Origin of the sequence: Streptococcus mitis (genome assembly GCF_946188585.1) — a bacterium.
Classification (GTDB): Bacteria; Bacillota; Bacilli; order Lactobacillales; family Streptococcaceae; genus Streptococcus; species Streptococcus mitis_DG.
In genome coordinates this window covers 130,969-147,753 of record NZ_CAMHVI010000003.1, presented here as the reverse complement: position 1 = coordinate 147,753, position 16,785 = coordinate 130,969, and the positions used below count along the sequence as shown (strand labels likewise).

At 42.3% G+C, this 16,785-nt stretch carries 21 protein-coding genes; 20 read left to right on the top strand and 1 reads right to left on the bottom strand.

The features are described 5' to 3' along the window. Window positions 1–228 precede the first annotated feature (228 nt). Window positions 229–1,257, bottom strand: a complete 1,029-nt coding sequence (queA, locus tag N8M66_RS05590) for a tRNA preQ1(34) S-adenosylmethionine ribosyltransferase-isomerase QueA (protein ID WP_261046105.1) — start codon at window positions 1,255–1,257, stop codon at window positions 229–231. Window positions 1,258–1,407: 150 nt separating this feature from the next. On the opposite strand from queA, the gene N8M66_RS05585 reads away from it, so the two are divergent. From N8M66_RS05585 to phoU, 20 genes are all read left to right on the top strand, one after another. Continuing rightward, window positions 1,408–2,115, top strand: coding sequence for a glucosamine-6-phosphate deaminase (locus N8M66_RS05585; protein WP_261046103.1), 708 nt, complete (start codon window positions 1,408–1,410; stop codon window positions 2,113–2,115). A 138-nt stretch (window positions 2,116–2,253) separates the two neighbouring features. Continuing rightward, a complete protein-coding gene (rpsU, locus tag N8M66_RS05580) occupies window positions 2,254–2,430 on the top strand; it encodes a 30S ribosomal protein S21 (RefSeq protein ID WP_000048054.1) in 177 nt (58 codons plus the stop codon). Between the two features lie 236 nt (window positions 2,431–2,666). Continuing rightward, the gene (gene hprK, locus N8M66_RS05575) at window positions 2,667–3,602 is read left to right on the top strand and encodes an HPr(Ser) kinase/phosphatase (protein ID WP_000115155.1); all 936 of its coding nucleotides are present in this window, start codon (window positions 2,667–2,669) and stop codon (window positions 3,600–3,602) included. Continuing rightward, entirely contained in the window at window positions 3,595–4,383 is a 789-nt protein-coding gene (lgt, locus tag N8M66_RS05570) for a prolipoprotein diacylglyceryl transferase (RefSeq protein ID WP_120770373.1), read from the top strand. Before hprK ends, lgt begins: the two co-directional genes overlap by 8 nt. Next, window positions 4,384–4,767: a DUF948 domain-containing protein gene (locus tag N8M66_RS05565; protein ID WP_140224281.1), complete on the top strand. Its 384-nt coding sequence runs from the start codon at window positions 4,384–4,386 to the stop codon at window positions 4,765–4,767. Between the two features lie 15 nt (window positions 4,768–4,782). Continuing rightward, window positions 4,783–5,172 carry a YtxH domain-containing protein gene (locus N8M66_RS05560; RefSeq protein ID WP_261046102.1) on the top strand — a complete coding sequence of 130 codons (390 nt, stop codon included), beginning with the start codon at window positions 4,783–4,785 and terminating at the stop codon, window positions 5,170–5,172. Window positions 5,173–5,256: 84 nt separating this feature from the next. After that, window positions 5,257–6,387, top strand: coding sequence for a radical SAM family heme chaperone HemW (gene hemW / locus N8M66_RS05555; RefSeq protein ID WP_261046099.1), 1,131 nt, complete (start codon window positions 5,257–5,259; stop codon window positions 6,385–6,387). 4 nt (window positions 6,388–6,391) lie between these two features. Further along, window positions 6,392–7,129 carry an acyl-[acyl-carrier-protein] thioesterase gene (locus N8M66_RS05550; protein ID WP_061864249.1) on the top strand — a complete coding sequence of 246 codons (738 nt, stop codon included), beginning with the start codon at window positions 6,392–6,394 and terminating at the stop codon, window positions 7,127–7,129. Window positions 7,130–7,137: 8 nt separating this feature from the next. Continuing rightward, window positions 7,138–7,911, top strand: coding sequence for a TIGR01457 family HAD-type hydrolase (locus tag N8M66_RS05545; protein ID WP_049487855.1), 774 nt, complete (start codon window positions 7,138–7,140; stop codon window positions 7,909–7,911). Next, entirely contained in the window at window positions 7,901–8,518 is a 618-nt protein-coding gene (locus N8M66_RS05540; protein WP_061864224.1) for a TIGR01906 family membrane protein, read from the top strand. Before N8M66_RS05545 ends, N8M66_RS05540 begins: the two co-directional genes overlap by 11 nt. Window positions 8,519–8,729: 211 nt before the next feature. Further along, the gene (locus N8M66_RS05535) at window positions 8,730–9,131 is read left to right on the top strand and encodes a Spx/MgsR family RNA polymerase-binding regulatory protein (RefSeq protein WP_000631254.1); all 402 of its coding nucleotides are present in this window, start codon (window positions 8,730–8,732) and stop codon (window positions 9,129–9,131) included. Then, window positions 9,131–9,409: a UPF0223 family protein gene (locus N8M66_RS05530; RefSeq protein ID WP_001041974.1), complete on the top strand. Its 279-nt coding sequence runs from the start codon at window positions 9,131–9,133 to the stop codon at window positions 9,407–9,409. Before N8M66_RS05535 ends, N8M66_RS05530 begins: the two co-directional genes overlap by 1 nt. Further along, on the top strand, window positions 9,399–10,172 hold the full coding sequence (locus N8M66_RS05525; RefSeq protein ID WP_125448167.1) for an inositol monophosphatase family protein: 774 nt from the start codon (window positions 9,399–9,401) through the stop codon (window positions 10,170–10,172). The genes N8M66_RS05530 and N8M66_RS05525 overlap by 11 nt, the downstream gene beginning before the upstream one ends. After that, complete coding sequence (locus N8M66_RS05520; RefSeq protein ID WP_049551983.1) at window positions 10,173–11,477, top strand: RsmF rRNA methyltransferase first C-terminal domain-containing protein; 1,305 nt, start codon at window positions 10,173–10,175, stop codon at window positions 11,475–11,477. It begins immediately after the preceding gene. A 327-nt stretch (window positions 11,478–11,804) separates the two neighbouring features. Beyond that, entirely contained in the window at window positions 11,805–12,683 is an 879-nt protein-coding gene (locus N8M66_RS05515; protein WP_261046093.1) for a phosphate ABC transporter substrate-binding protein PstS family protein, read from the top strand. Continuing rightward, complete coding sequence (gene pstC / locus N8M66_RS05510; RefSeq protein WP_001070903.1) at window positions 12,683–13,600, top strand: phosphate ABC transporter permease subunit PstC; 918 nt, start codon at window positions 12,683–12,685, stop codon at window positions 13,598–13,600. The genes N8M66_RS05515 and pstC overlap by 1 nt, the downstream gene beginning before the upstream one ends. Then, window positions 13,590–14,474, top strand: a complete 885-nt coding sequence (pstA, locus tag N8M66_RS05505) for a phosphate ABC transporter permease PstA (protein WP_000543046.1) — start codon at window positions 13,590–13,592, stop codon at window positions 14,472–14,474. Before pstC ends, pstA begins: the two co-directional genes overlap by 11 nt. Window positions 14,475–14,484: 10 nt before the next feature. Further along, window positions 14,485–15,288 carry a phosphate ABC transporter ATP-binding protein PstB gene (gene pstB / locus N8M66_RS05500; RefSeq protein WP_020900241.1) on the top strand — a complete coding sequence of 268 codons (804 nt, stop codon included), beginning with the start codon at window positions 14,485–14,487 and terminating at the stop codon, window positions 15,286–15,288. 12 nt (window positions 15,289–15,300) lie between these two features. Then, window positions 15,301–16,059, top strand: a complete 759-nt coding sequence (gene pstB / locus N8M66_RS05495) for a phosphate ABC transporter ATP-binding protein PstB (protein ID WP_000133484.1) — start codon at window positions 15,301–15,303, stop codon at window positions 16,057–16,059. Window positions 16,060–16,070: 11 nt separating this feature from the next. After that, on the top strand, window positions 16,071–16,724 hold the full coding sequence (phoU, locus tag N8M66_RS05490) for a phosphate signaling complex protein PhoU (RefSeq protein WP_000946460.1): 654 nt from the start codon (window positions 16,071–16,073) through the stop codon (window positions 16,722–16,724). Window positions 16,725–16,785 lie beyond the last annotated feature (61 nt).

Below are 16,785 nucleotides of genomic sequence, written 5' to 3'. Positions count from 1 at the left end.
TTTCAAAAAAAGATTACATATTTATATCAGTAAAACGACGATTAAAATCGTCGTTTTTTTGTATAACTCCCCCTGAAATTTATTTTAATTATGCAAATTTCACGTATTTTTGGTGCTGAGACGGCAATTCTGAGAGCTTTTCAGACTTTTTTGCGACTGTCTAACATTAGAAAAGCTTAGAGCACCAAAGGATAATGCCTGATAATATGCGTTTTTTGATTTTGGAAATTAATAGATAAACATGGCATCGCCAAAACTGAAGAAGCGGTAGTGTTCTTGAATGGCATGATGGTAAGCATCTAAGACTAATTCACGGCCTGCAAAGGCAGAAACCAACATGACTAGAGTTGATTTTGGCAGGTGGAAGTTGGTTGAAAAGGCATCCACAACCTTCCATTGGTATCCAGGTTTGATAAAGATATTGGTCCAGCCAGAATCTGCTTGGATTTGCCCATCAAACTTGGAACCAATAGTCTCCAGTGTGCGGATAGAAGTGGTTCCAACAGCGATGACACGACCACCATTTTCCTTAACAGTGCGAAGGGTGGCAGCTGCTTCCTCAGAAAGCTGATAGAATTCTGAGTGCATTTCGTGTTCGTCCAGATTATCCACAGAAACAGGTCTAAAGGTTCCTAGCCCGACATGTAGAGTCAAATAGACCAGATGAACACCTTTAGCTTGGATTTCTGCCAGCAGTTCTTTGGTGAAGTGCAATCCAGCAGTCGGTGCAGCAGCAGAGCCACTTTCCTTGGCGTAGACGGTTTGATAGCGTTCACGGTCATCCAGTTTTTCATGGATATAAGGTGGTAGTGGCATTTCTCCCAGACTTTCCAAAACTTCTAGGAAAATTCCTTGGTATTCAAAGCGGACAATACGCCCCCCGTGGGTCAATTCTTCTGTAATGACAGCGCTGAGACGGCCATCACCAAAGCTGACACGAGTACCGACCTTGAGGCGTTTGGCAGGTTTAGCCAGCACTTCCCATTCATCTCCAGCAGTGTTTTTGAGTAGGAGAAGTTCCACATGGCCTCCTGTCTCTTCTTTTTGACCATAGAGGCGAGCAGGGAGAACGCGGGTGTCGTTCATGACAAGGGCATCACCAGGTTCTAGCATATCAATAATAGAGTGGAAGTGTTTATCCTGCATTTCTCCCGTCTCACGGTTGACGATGAGGAGTTTAGAGGCATCCCGTTTTTCAAGGGGGGTTTGGGCAATCAATTCCTCGGGTAAGTGGAAATCAAAATCAGCTGTATTCATATATCTGTTCATTCTTTCTAAGTTCTAATCTTATCCATTATAACATGTTTCAAGTATAGTCGCTCTTTTTTTAGAAATTAAATCGTTTTCACTTGACAAAAATTGGTCTATACCATATAATGAATATAGATTGAAATGGAGGATAAAAAGATGAAAGTTATTAAAGTTGAAAACCAAATCGAAGGTGGAAAAGTTGCTTTTGAGATTTTGAAGGAAAAATTAGCCAATGGAGCTCAAACCCTAGGACTTGCGACAGGAAGTAGCCCACTTGAATTTTACAAGGAAATTGTTGAGAGTGACCTTGATTTTTCAAATCTAACCAGTGTCAACCTTGATGAGTATGTAGGACTTGATGGAGACAATCCACAGTCTTATCGTTACTTCATGCAAGAAAACTTGTTTAACCAAAAACCATTTAAAGAAAGTTTCTTGCCTCGTGGGGTTAAGGATAATGCTGAAGCTGAAGTTGAACGCTACAACCAAATTTTGGCTGATCATCCAGTGGACCTTCAAATCTTGGGAATCGGTCGCAATGGACATATCGGCTTTAATGAACCTGGTACTCCATTTGACAGTCAAACACACCTAGTCGAACTTGACCAGTCTACTATCGAAGCCAATGCTCGCTTCTTTGAAAAGATTGAAGATGTTCCAACCCAAGCCATCTCAATGGGAATTAAAAATATCTTGGATGCCAAGTCAATTATTCTCTTTGCTTACGGTGAGTCGAAAGCAGAAGCCATTGCCGGAACAGTGTCTGGACCAGTGACTGAGAGTCTACCAGCAAGTAGCCTGCAAAATCACCCTGATGTGACCATCATTGCAGATGCTGAAGCCCTCAGCTTACTTGAAAAATAAAAAGTAATGTTCTATTGAACGCTTTCAACTCTTGTATAAATGGAAGAAAAAATCAAAATTAAACCGCATTTTTTCTTGACAATTATTCCTTTTACGTGTAAAATAGAATAGATCTTGAACTTGAAGGGAGTGAAAAAAATGTCTAAAACAGTAGTACGTAAGAATGAATCTCTTGACGACGCACTTCGTCGTTTCAAACGTGCGGTTACTAAAGCTGGTACTCTTCAAGAAACACGCAAACGTGAATTCTATGAAAAACCTTCTGTAAAACGTAAACGTAAATCAGAAGCAGCTCGTAAACGTAAAAAATTCTAATTAGAAATGAAAGGCTGGAGAAATCTAGTCTTTTTTCTTTTAATACTCTTCGAAAATCAAATTCAAACCATGTCAACGTCGCCTTGCCGTACTCAAGTACAGCCTGCGGCTAGTTTCCTAGTTTGCTCTTTGATTTTCATTGAGTATAAATAAATACTTCAAAGCCTGCAAAAATCTGAAATATCCTCCTACAATTTGATATAATAGAGAGAAGAACTCATTTGAAGGAGGAAATGATGTCGGTTTTAGTAAAAGAAGTGATTGAAAAGCTTAGACTAGACATTGTCTATGGCGAACCAGAATTACTTGAAAAGGAAATTAATACCGCGGACATTACGCGACCTGGTCTTGAAATGACGGGCTATTTTGACTATTATACGCCTGAGCGAATCCAGCTCTTGGGAATGAAGGAGTGGTCCTACCTCGTTTCGATGTCCTCTCACAACCGTTACCAAGTCTTGAAAAAAATGTTTCTACCTGAGACACCTGCGGTTATTGTTGCCCGTGGTTTGGTGGTTCCTGAGGAAATGTTAAAGGCAGCCAGAGAATGTAAGATTGCCATTTTAACCAGTCGTACAGCAACCAGTCGTTTATCTGGAGAGTTATCTAGTTATCTGGATTCACGTTTAGCAGAACGGACCAGTGTGCACGGTGTCTTGATGGATATCTATGGTATGGGTGTCTTGATTCAGGGCGATAGTGGCATCGGTAAGAGTGAGACAGGTCTAGAGCTTGTCAAACGTGGTCACCGCTTGGTAGCTGATGACCGGGTCGATATCTTTGCCAAGGACGAGATTACTCTTTGGGGTGAACCTGCTGAAATCTTGAGACACCTGATTGAAATTCGTGGGGTTGGGATTATCGATGTGATGAGCCTCTACGGTGCCAGTGCTGTCAAGGACTCTTCACAAGTTCAGTTGGCTGTTTACTTGGAAAATTACGATACACATAAGACTTTTGATCGTCTTGGAAACAATGCAGAGGAAATAGAAATTTCTGGCGTAGCCATTCCTCGTATTCGTATTCCAGTTAAAACAGGTCGTAATATCTCTGTTGTGATTGAGGCAGCTGCCATGAATTATCGTGCCAAGGAAATGGGCTTTGATGCGACGCGTTTGTTCGAAGAACGCTTGACTAATCTCATTGCTCAAAACGAGGTGCCTAATGCTTGATCCAATTGCTATTCATCTAGGCCCTCTAGCCATTCGTTGGTATGCCTTGTGTATTGTGACAGGCTTGATTTTGGCGGTTTATTTGACCATGAAAGAAGCGCCTAGAAAGAAGATCATACCAGACGATATTTTAGATTTTATCTTAGTAGCCTTTCCTCTGGCTATTTTAGGAGCTCGTCTCTACTATGTTATTTTCCGTTTTGATTACTATAGTCAGAACTTAGGAGAAATTTTTGCCATTTGGAATGGTGGTTTGGCCATCTACGGTGGTTTGATTACTGGTGCCCTTGTCCTCTATATCTTTGCTGATCGTAAGCTCATCAATACTTGGGATTTTCTAGACATTGCGGCGCCTAGCGTCATGATTGCTCAAAGTTTAGGTCGCTGGGGTAATTTCTTTAACCAAGAAGCTTATGGTGCAGCAGTGGATAATCTGGATTATCTACCTGGTTTTATCCGTGACCAGATGTATATTGAGGGGAGCTACCGTCAACCGACCTTCCTTTATGAGTCTCTATGGAATCTTCTTGGATTTGCCTTGATTCTGATTTTTAGAAGAAAATGGAAGAGCCTTAGACGAGGTCATATCACTGCCTTTTACTTGATTTGGTATGGTTTCGGTCGTATGGTCATCGAAGGTATGCGGACAGATAGTCTCATGTTCTTTGGTCTTCGAGTGTCTCAATGGCTATCAGTTGTCCTTATCGGTCTTGGTATTTTTATCATTCTATATCAAAATCGAAAGAAGGCCCCTTACTATATTTCAGAGGAGGAAAACTAAATGTTAGAAGTTGCATATATTCTTGTAGCCCTTGCTTTGATTGTATTTTTAGTGTATTTAATCATTACTGTACAAAAGCTTGGACGTGTTATCGATGAAACAGAGAAGACGATTAAAACCTTGACTTCAGATGTGGATGTGACCTTGCATCATACCAATGAATTGCTGGCTAAGGTCAATGTCTTGGCAGATGATATTAATGTCAAGGTAGCAACGATTGATCCACTCTTTAGTGCTGTTGCAGATTTATCTCTATCTGTTTCCGACCTCAATGACCATGCGCGTGTCTTGAGCAAGAAAGCTTCATCAGCTGGTTCAAAAACACTCAAGACTGGGGCAAGTCTGTCAGCTCTACGTGCCGCAAGTAAATTTTTCAAAAAATAAAAAAGGAGAATCCTTATGGGTAAACTATCCTCAATCCTTTTAGGAACCGTTTCAGGTGCAGCTCTTGCCTTGTTTTTAACAAGCAACAAGGGCAAACAAGTTTGCAGTCAAGCTCAAGATTTTCTAGATGATTTGAGAGAAGATCCTGAGTATGCCAAGGAGCAAGTCTGTGAAAAACTGACAGAAGTTAAGGAGCAGGCTACAGATTTTGTTCTTAAAACCAAAGAACAGGTTGAGTCAGGTGAAATCACTGTGGACAGTGTCCTTGCCCAAGCCAAATCATGTGCTCGTCAAGCGACAGAAGCATCAAAAGATCGATTCAATAATCTCAAGGAGCAATGGCAAGAAAAGGCCGAAACTCTTGATGAATCAGAAGAGATTGTTATTGACATAACAGAAGAATAAATCATCACCATCTCTGGACGGACTATGTATCTGGGGATGGTGATTTTTTTTCTCGTAGCCTGTCTTTGTGGTATAATAAGTACTATGCAGAAAAAACCAACGTCAGCCTATGTGCACATCCCGTTTTGTACCCAGATTTGTTATTATTGTGACTTTTCAAAAGTTTTTATCAAGAATCAGCCGGTAGATAGCTATTTAGAGCATCTGTTAGAAGAGTTTCAATCTTATGATATTCAAAAGTTGAGAACCCTCTATATCGGCGGTGGTACACCGACAGCTTTGTCAGCTTCTCAATTAGAGGTGCTATTGAAGGGCTTGACTAAAAACTTGGACCTGTCTGTTTTAGAAGAGTTGACTATTGAGGCTAATCCAGGCGACTTGGATGCGGATAAGATTGCTGTTTTGAAAAACTCGGCTGTCAACCGTGTTTCGCTAGGTGTGCAGACCTTTGATGACAAGATGCTGAAAAAGATTGGGCGCAGTCATTTGGAGAAGGATATTTATGAAAATATCGACCGTCTGAAACTGGCTGGTTTTGACAATATCTCCATCGATTTGATTTATGCACTGCCTGGTCAGACCATGGAGCAGGTCAAGGAAAATGTGGCTAAGGCTATTGGGCTGGATATTCCTCATATGAGTTTGTATAGCTTGATTTTGGAAAATCATACGGTCTTTATGAACCGTATGCGACGAGGGAAGTTGCCTCTGCCTAAGGAGGAAGTGGAAGCTGAGATGTTTGAGTACATCATCGCAGAGCTGGAGCGAGCTGGTTTTGAGCATTATGAGATTTCCAATTTCTCAAAGCCTGGTTTTGAAAGTCGCCACAATCTCATGTACTGGGACAATGCTGAATACTATGGCATCGGTGCTGGGGCATCTGGTTATGTCAATGGGGTGCGCTATAAGAATCATGGTCCCATTCGTCATTATCTAAATGCGGTTGAGGAAGGCAATGCGCGCATCACAGAAGAGCACCTGAGTCAAAAGGAGCAAATGGAAGAAGAAATGTTCCTGGGGCTTCGCAAGAAATCAGGAGTCTCCATGGCGCGATTTGAGGAAAAATTTGGAAGATCTTTTGATGGACTTTATGGAGAAATTGTCAAGGACTTGGTTCAACAAGGTCTCATGCAAATAGAGGGTGACCGCGTGCGCATGACAAAGAGAGGTCTCTTTTTAGGAGACACTGTAGCAGAACGATTTATTTTGGAGTAGGATGATGGGCTTAACTTATCAAATGAAAATGAAAATTCCTTTTGATATGGCTGATATGAACGGTCATATCAAGCTTCCAGATGTGATTTTGCTTTCCCTACAAGTTTCAGGGATGCAGTCGATTGAACTGGGAGTTAGTGATAAGGCCATTTTGGAGGACTATAATCTGGTCTGGATTATCACAGAATACGATATTGAGGTGGTTCGTTTGCCTCGTTTTGCGGAAGAAATTACCATTGAAACGGAAGCACTGAGCTACAATCGACTCTTTTGCTACCGTCGCTTTACCATTTATGATGAAACGGGGCAGGAGCTCATTCACATGATGGCGACCTTTGTTCTCATGGACCGAGACAGTCGAAAAGTTCATGTTGTCGAGCCTGAGATTGTGGCTCCTTACCAGTCTGATTTTGATAAAAAACTTATCCGCGGGCCAAAGTATGAGTCCTTGAACGAATCAATCAGCAAGGATTACCATGTCCGTTTTTACGATTTGGATATGAATGGTCATGTCAATAACAGTAAATACTTGGACTGGATTTTTGAGGTCATGGGAGCGAACTTTTTGACCCAATATATTCCCAAGAAAATCAACCTCAAGTATGTCAAGGAAGTTCGACCAGGTGGAGTGATTACATCGGCTGTTGAACGAACTGGACTGGAAACCAAGCATGAGATTACAAGTGATGGGGCTACCAATGCCCAAGCAATTATCACTTGGCAAGAAATGAAGAAGGATTAGAGAAAAATATGAAATATAAAGGCTATTTAATTGATTTAGACGGAACAATTTATAAGGGGAAAGATCGAATTCCAGCAGGAGAAGCTTTTGTCCATGAATTGCAAAAGCGGAATATCCCCTATCTTTTTGTAACAAACAATACAACCCGCACTCCAGAGAGTGTTCAAGAGATGTTGGCTCAGAATTTTAATATCGATACGCCCCTATCGACTGTCTACACAGCGACTTTGGCAACGATCGACTATATGAACGACTTGGGGCTTGAAAAGACCGTCTATGTCATCGGAGAAGCAGGGCTCAAGGAAGCCATCAAGGCAGCTGGTTATGTGGAAGACAAGGATAATCCTGCCTATGTGGTAGTAGGTCTGGACTGGCAAGTCGACTATGAAAAATTTGCGACAGCAACTCTAGCTATCCAAAAGGGTGCTCACTTTATCGGAACCAACCCTGACCTCAACATCCCGACAGAACGCGGTCTTTTGCCAGGTGCTGGTTCACTGATTACGCTGCTTGAAGTGGCAACACGAGTGAAGCCTGTTTATATCGGGAAGCCAAATGCCATCATTATGGACAAGGCGGTTGAGCACTTAGGTTTGGAACGTGAAGAGTTAATCATGGTCGGGGACAACTATTTAACAGATATCCGAGCAGGGATTGACAATGGCATTCCAACGCTCTTGGTGACAACAGGTTTTACCAAGGCAGAAGAAGTGGCAGACCTGCCAATCGCACCGACTCATGTTGTTTCGAGCCTTGCGGAGTGGGATTTTGATGAAAACTAAACTGACCTTTTGGGGCTCTATGCTCTTTCTCCTCTCCCTCTCAATCCTTTTGACCATTTATTTGACTTGGATTTTTTATCCGCTGGAAATTCAGTGGCTTAACTTAATAGATAGGGTCTATTTAAAACCAGAAACTATTCAGTACAACTTTCATATTTTGATGAATTACCTGACCAATCCTTTTAGTCAAGTCTTAGAGATGCCAGATTTTCGTTCGTCAGCAGCTGGTCTGCATCACTTTGCAGTGGTCAAGAACCTCTTTCACTTGGTGCAGATAGTAGCTCTAGTGACACTGCCAAGTTTCTATTTCTTTGTCAAAGGGATTGTGAAAAAGGGCTTTTTATCTTTATTCAGTAAGGGGATTTTGACTCTAGTAGTTTTGCCTTTGGTGATTGGTCTTGGGGGAGTTTTGATTGGTTTTGACCAATTTTTTACTCTTTTCCATCAAATTCTCTTTGTGGGAGATGATACCTGGCTTTTTGACCCAGCCAAGGATCCAGTTATTCTGATTTTGCCAGAGACCTTTTTCCTCCATGCCTTCCTCCTCTTTTTTGCCCTCTATGAAAGCTTCTTTGGTTTTCTGTACCTGAAAAGTCGTAGGAAGTAATACTAAAGATATTCTTATTTTGAGTAAATAAGTTAGGTATGTGATTAGAAATGATTGTCAAGAGTGAATTAACTAAATCTACATTGCCTCAATCGTTCGCAAACAGTCTATTTTTCTTGAAAAAATAGGCTTTTTTTCTAAAAATCCCTAGTCAAGCGCTTTATTTTTTTGTATAATAGAATTAGCAAAGTATAGATAAGAAGAGAAAAGCATGATTACACTATTTCTATCACCGAGCTGTACTTCATGTCGTAAGGCAAAGGCCTGGTTAGAAAAACATAAGGTGCCCTTTGAGGAGCACAATATTATGACCAGTCCCTTAACAAGAAAAGAATTGCAACATATTCTTTCCTTGACCGAAAATGGTACTGATGACATCATTTCAACTCGTTCAAAAATTTTTCAAAAATTAGATATTGATGTAGAGAGTATTTCGGTATCGGAATTGCTTCATTTGATTGAGCAGTATCCAAGTCTTTTGCGTCGTCCAATTATTATCGATGCCAAACGCATGCAAATCGGGTTTAATGAAGATGAGATTCGTGCTTTTCTCCCTCGTAGTTATCGTAAGCAAGAACTAAAAGAAGCAAGAATGAGAGCTGGTATTAGTTAATGAACAAACAGTATAGTTACCCACTAGATTTGTCGTGGAGCACTGAAGAACTTGCTTCAGTGCTTTCTTTTTTTAATGATGTTGAAGCTGCCTATGAAGGCAAGGTAGAGGCTAAAAAGTTACTGGACTCCTATAAGGGATTCAAAGCGGTCGTGCCAAGTAAGAGCGAAGAAAAACGTTTGGGACGAGAATTTGAAACAGTTAGTGGCTATTCGCTTTATCGAGCAGTTCAGGCTGCCAAGGAAAAAGGGGAAGGGAAGATTTCTCTTGGAAAGTAAATTTGAATTTGCCAAAGAGCTTGTTAAGAGAGCGGGCCAGTACATCCTTGACCATATGCAGGAAGACTTGCGTGTTGAAACCAAGTCCTCTCCAACAGATTTGGTGACCAAACTGGACAAGGAAGTTCAGGAGCTATTGGTTGGTGAGATTTTGTCTCGTTATCCTGAAGATAAGATTTGTGCTGAAGAAGGTTGTCTGCGAGCCTCGGTTCAAGAGGGCAAGGTTTGGGTTATTGATCCCATTGATGGGACCAATAATTTTGTCGCCCAGCAGGAAGATTTTGCTGTTATGATGGCTTATTTTGAAAATGGCCAGGGACAGTTTGGACTGATTTATGATGTGGTCAAAGGGGATTGTTATCACGGTGGTGGTAAGTTTCCGGTTTGTCGAAACGATAAGCCTCTAGCTCCTTTTAAACCAAAACTACTTGGAGATTTCCTTATTGCAGGGAATAGTGGCATGCTGGAAACCAATGAATGGGGCTTGGCTGATTTGAGTCGTGCGGTCCTCGGTGTTCGTGTCTATGGGAGTGCGGCCATTAGTTTTGCTAAGATTTTGTCAGGGCATTTGTTGACCTATGTCACCTATCTGCAACCATGGGATTATGCTGCGGCTAGTATTTTAGGGGAAAGTCTGGGCTATCGGGTGGTGACCCTTTCTGGTGAAGCTCCTGATTTTCAAACCAGACAACCAGTCATGATGCTACCTCTTGAGATGCTGGAGGAAATTCAGTCCTATATTTACGAAAGGAAAAGAACTTAAATGCAATTTCCAGAAGGATTTGTTGAAAAATATGAAGAGATACTAGGAGATGAGGCAAGAGATTTTCTTGCCTCTTTTGAGGAGGAAGCGGTTTCGGCCTTTCGTATTAATCCTTTAAAAGAAGCGCCAGTTTCCTTTCCTGATGCTATTCCTCAAACTCCTTGGGGACATTATGGGAAGGTTTCAGGGAAATCGCCTGAGCATGCTACAGGTTTGGTTTATTCGCAAGAACCCGCTGCTCAGATGGTTGCTCAGGTAGCCCAGCCCAGTCCTGGTATGAAAGTCTTGGATTTGGCTGCTGCACCGGGTGGAAAATCAACTCAGCTGGCAGCCTATCTAGCAGGGGAGGGTCTCCTTGTTTCCAATGAAATTTCAAGCAAACGGGCTAAGATTTTAGTAGAAAACATGGAGCGCTTTGGAGCGACAAATGTCGTGGTGACCAATGAATCTGCTGACCGCTTGGCCAAGGTTTTTAAAGGCTATTTTGACCTCATTGTCCTTGATGCTCCTTGCTCTGGTGAAGGGATGTTTCGTAAGCAACCAGATGCTATGGACTATTGGAGCTTAGATTATCCGAGTCAATGTGCTAGCTTGCAAAGAGAAATTCTAGAGGATGCGGTGACCATGTTAGCTCAAGGTGGTCGTCTGGTTTATTCGACTTGTACCTGGTCACCTGAGGAAAACGAAGAGATCGTCAAGTGGTTGCTGGAAGAGTATAATTTTGATTTGTTGCCAGTTGAACATATCAATGGAATGGTAGCTGGTATTGACCTGCCAGAAACGGCTCGTATGTACCCTCATCATTTTAAGGGAGAGGGGCAGTTTGTAGCCCATTTGCAATTTAAGGGTGAAAATCCAGCCCCTAAATATAAGGCAAGTAAGAGTAATCTCAGCCGTGAACAAGTGGCCTTGTGGCAGGAATTTGCACAAAAACATTTGCAGGTCAATCTAAGGGGAATCTTGCAGACTTTTGGTGACCAACTCTATCTCCTGCCAGAACTTTTGCCAGATTTAGGGAAACTCAAGATTGCTCGGAATGGCCTGCATCTGGGTACCTTTAAGAAGAAACGCTTTGAGCCTAGTTTTGCTCTTGGTCTAGCCTTGAAACCGAGTCAGGTCAAGCAGTCAGTTGAAATTGACCAAGAAGCGTTTGTAAAGTATGTGGCTGGAGAAACTGTTCAATTGGCGGAAAGTCTGCCAAATGGTTGGTACCAAGTTTTGGTTCAAGGCAATGGGTTGGGCTTTGCTAAGGTGACGGGAAATGTTTTGAAAAATTATTTTCCAAAAGGCCTAAGATTCAAGTGAAAATGCTAGTCAAAGTAGCTTGTCTATGTTATAGTGGAAGTATGGATTTTTTTCAAATTGTCTTTCATTTTAAGTCAAAATTGGTGGAGATGGTAACTAAGCAAATTTCTAGTTAAACCAAGCTAATACTCTTCGAAAATCAAATTCAAACCGCGTCAACGTCGCCTTGCCGTACTCAAGTACAGCCTGCGGCTAGTTTCCTAGTTTGCTCTTTGATTTTCATTGAGTATAAGAACTTCAGTTGGCTCCCAATTTTAAAAAAGAAAAACATAAATAAATAGTTGAAAAAATTCACAGCATTCACCATTATTTTCAAGGAGAAAAACAGTGAAAAAAAGGAAAAAACTCGCTCTATCCCTTGCGGCTCTTTTGCTAGCAGGTTCTTTAGCGGGATGTGCTAGCTGGATTGATCGTGGGGAATCTATGACAGCTGTTGGATCAACGGCTCTTCAGCCCTTGGTCGAAGCAGCAGCAGATGAATTTGGCTCTATGCACATTGGAAAAACAGTTAACGTCCAAGGTGGCGGATCTGGTACAGGTCTGTCTCAGGTTCAGTCTGGAGCCGTTGATGTAGGAAATTCAGACGTATTTGCCGAGGAAAAAGAAGGTATCAACGCATCCGCTCTAGTGGACCATAAGGTTGCTGTAGCGGGCTTGGCAGTTATTGTGAACAAGGAAGTTGATGTTGAAAATCTGACAACTGAACAACTCCGTAGTATCTTCACAGGCCAAGTAACCAACTGGAAAGAAGTCGGTGGGAAAGATCTAGCCATTTCCATTATCAACCGCGCGGCAAGTTCTGGTTCGCGTGCAACCTTTGATAGTGTTATCATGGATGGTCAATCTGCTGTGCAGAGTCAAGAACAGGATTCAAACGGGATGGTCAAAAACATTGTTTCCCAGACACCCGGAGCTATTTCTTACCTAGCTTTTGCCTATGTGGATGACTCGGTGAAACGCATGAAGTTGAATGGCTATGAGCCGATTGCAGAAAATGTTACAACCAATAACTGGCCTTTGTGGTCTTATGAACACATGTATACCCTAGGTCAACCAAATGAATTGGTGGCAGAATTTCTCAACTTTGTCCTCTCAGATGAAGCGCAAAGTGGAATCGTTAAGGGAATGGGCTATATTTCTGTCAAGGAAATGAAGGTTGAAAAAGATGCTGTAGGAACGGTGACAGCACTAGAAGGGAGTCAATAATGAATCAAGAAGAATTAGCTAAAAAATTACTCTCTCCCTCAAAGAACTCTCGTTTAGAGAAACTTGGAAAAGGCTTGACCTTTGCCTGTCTGTCTTTGATTGTCATCATCGTGGCTATGATTTTGATCTTCGTAGCCCAAAAAGGTTTGTCGACCTTCTTTGTCAATGGGGTTAACATCTTTGATTTCCTCTTTGGCCAAACTTGGAATCCTTCAGGTAAACAATTTGGTGCCCTTCCTATGATTTTGGGTTCCTTTATTGTCACAATCCTATCAGCCCTTATCGCAACTCCTTTTGCCATTGGTGCGGCAGTCTTTATGACTGAAGTCTCACCAAAAGGTGCTAGAATCTTGCAACCAGCCATTGAATTGCTAGTCGGAATTCCTTCCGTCGTGTATGGATTTATCGGTTTGCAGGTCGTAGTTCCCTTTGTCCGTAGTGTCTTTGGTGGTACTGGTTTTGGGATTTTGTCAGGGATTTTCGTTCTCTTTGTCATGATTTTACCGACGGTAACCTTTATGACAACCGATAGCTTGCGTGCTGTACCTCGTCATTATCGTGAAGCTAGTTTGGCTATGGGGGCCACCCGTTGGCAAACCATTTGGCGTGTGACCTTAAAGGCAGCGCGTTCAGGGATTTTCACAGCAGTGGTCTTTGGGATGGCGCGTGCCTTTGGTGAGGCCTTGGCCATTCAGATGGTAGTCGGAAACTCAGCTGTTGTCCCAACTTCATTGACAACACCTGCTGCGACCTTGACCTCTGTTTTGACCATGGGTATCGGAAATACCGTTATGGGAACTGTTGACAATAACGTTCTTTGGTCACTGGCCTTAGTCTTGCTCTTGATGAGTTTGGCCTTCAACAGTGTGATTAAATTGATTACGAAAGAAAGAGGAAAGAAAAACTATGCACGCTAAGAAATTAGATAAAATTGCAACAGCTGTCCTCTACTCGATTGCAGGGATTATTGTTGCCATCTTGGCATCCTTGATTCTCTATATCTTGGTTCGTGGTTTGCCCCACATCTCTTGGTCTTTCTTGACTGGCAAATCATCTTCTTACCAAGCAGGTGGAGGGATTGGAATTCAGCTCTATAATTCCTTCTTCCTTTTGGTCATTACCTTGATTATCTCTGTGCCCTTGTCTATGGGAGCTGGGATTTTCCTAGCTGAATACGCCAAAAAAGGTCCTGTGACCAACTTTGTCAGAACTTGTATTGAAATCTTGTCTTCACTGCCATCAGTGGTTGTGGGTCTCTTTGGTTACTTGATCTTTGTAGTTCAGTTTGAGTATGGATTTTCAATCATTTCAGGTGCCTTGGCCTTGACAGTCTTTAACCTACCTCAGATGACTCGTAATGTTGAGGACAGTTTGAAACACGTTCACCATACGCAGCGTGAGGCTGGTCTGGCCCTTGGGATTTCTCGATGGGAGACTGTGGTCCATGTGGTTATTCCAGAAGCTCTTCCAGGTATTGTGACTGGGGTTGTCTTGGCCTCTGGGCGTATCTTTGGTGAGGCTGCTGCACTTATCTATACAGCAGGTCAATCCGCTCCAGCCCTTGACTGGTCTAACTGGAATATTCTCAGTGTGACGAGTCCAATCTCTATCTTCCGTCAAGCAGAAACCTTAGCTGTCCACATCTGGAAAGTCAATAGCGAAGGAACCATTCCTGATGGAACAATCGTATCAGCAGGTTCTGCCGCCGTGCTCCTCATCTTTATCCTCATCTTTAACTTTGGAGCTCGCAAACTCGGAAGCTACCTACATAAGAAATTAACCGCTGCCTAAAGGAGAAGCCATGTCAAAATATAATTGGGATGAAAAGCATATCATCACCTTTCCTGAAGAGAAAGTGGCCCTCTCTACCAAGGATTTACATGTTTACTACGGTAAAAAAGAATCCATCAAGGGCATCGATATGCAATTTGAAAAAAATAAAATCACAGCCTTAATTGGCCCATCTGGATCAGGAAAATCAACCTACCTCCGCAGTCTCAACCGGATGAATGATACGATTGATATTGCCAAGGTCACAGGTCAAATCCTCTACCAAGGAATTGATGTCAACCGTCCAGAAATCAATGTTTATGAGATGCGTAAACACATCGGAATGGTTTTCCAACGACCAAATCCCTTTGCCAAGTCTATCTACCGCAACATTACTTTTGCTCATGAACGTGCAGGAGTCAAGGACAAGCAAGTCTTGGATGAAATTGTAGAAACATCTCTTCGTCAGGCTGCCCTTTGGGACCAGGTTAAAGACGATTTGCACAAGTCAGCTTTGACCCTATCAGGTGGTCAGCAGCAACGTCTCTGTATCGCTCGTGCTATTTCGGTTAAACCAGATATTCTCTTGATGGATGAGCCGGCGTCAGCCTTGGATCCGATTGCGACAGCCCAGCTGGAAGAAACCATGTTGGAATTGAAGAAGGACTTTACCATCATCATCGTGACCCACAGTATGCAGCAGGCTGCGCGTGCTAGTGACTACACAGGATTTTTCTACTTGGGTGACTTGATCGAGTATGATAAGACCTCTAATATTTTCCAAAATGCCAAACTACAGTCAACCAATGATTACGTAACAGGACACTTTGGATAGAAAGGAAACAGTATGACAGAAGCGATTTTACAGGTGTCAGACCTGTCCGTTTACTACAATCAAAAGAAGGCCTTGAATAGTGTTTCCCTATCTTTCCAACCTAAGGAAATTACAGCCTTGATTGGTCCATCTGGATCAGGGAAATCAACCCTCCTAAAGGCTATCAATCGCATGGGGGATCTCAATCCAGAGGTAACTACAACTGGTTCGGTGGTTTACAATGGCCACAACATTTACAGCCCACGTACAGATACAGTTGAATTGCGTAAGGAAATTGGTATGGTTTTCCAACAACCAAACCCTTTCCCTATGTCTATCTACGAAAATGTTGTTTACGGGCTTCGTATCAATGGAGTGAAGGACAAGCAGGTTCTGGATGAAGCAGTGGAAAAAGCCTTGCAACGAGCTTCCATCTGGGATGAGGTCAAGGATCGCCTGCATGATTCAGCTATCGGGCTTTCAGGTGGACAACAGCAACGTGTCTGTGTTGCCCGTGTCTTGGCAACCAGTCCTAAAATCATTCTCTTGGATGAACCGACTTCAGCCTTGGACCCTATCTCGGCCGGTAAGATTGAGGAAACCTTGTATGGTCTAAAAGATAAATACACCATGCTCTTGGTTACGCGTTCCATGCAACAAGCCTCTCGTATCTCTGACAAGACAGGATTTTTCCTAGATGGAGATTTGATTGAGTTTAACGATACTAAGAAGATGTTCCTCAACCCACAACACAAGGAAACAGAAGATTATATTTCAGGAAAATTTGGATAAGGAGATAAATGATGTTACGTTCTCAATTTGAGGAAGATTTAGAGAAATTGCACAACCAGTTCTATGCTATGGGACAAGAAGTGCTATCCCAAATCAATCGTACAGTGCGTGCCTTTGTTACGCATGACCGTGATTTGGCCAAAGAAGTCATCGAAGACGATGCAGAAGTAAACGAATACGAAGTGAAATTGGAGAAGAAATCATTTGAAATGATTGCCCTCCAACAACCGGTTTCTCAGGACTTGCGTACCGTTTTAACAGTCTTAAAAGCCGTATCTGACTTGGAACGTATGGGGGACCATGCCGTTTCCATTGCAAGAGCAGCCATTCGTATGAAGGGAGAGCAACGCATCCCAGCTGTTGAAGAAGAAATTAAGAGAATGGGGCGTGATGTCAAGAACTTCGTTGAAGCAGCCCTTGAACTCTATCTCAATGGTTCAGTGGATCAGGCCTATGAAGTAGCAGCAATGGACGAAAAAATCAACCATTACTTTGATAGCATTCGTGACTTGGCTACAGAAGAAATCAAGAAAAATCCAGATGCCATCGTTACAGGTCGTGATTATTTCCAAGTGATTGCCTTCTTGGAACGTATTGGAGACTATGCCAAAAATATCTGTGAATGGGTTGTTTACTTTGAAACAGGTAAGATTGTCGAACTATAAAATAGTTTCATTCTGTATAAAAAGGAGCTTGAAATCAATTGATAGCTCCTTTTATTGAATT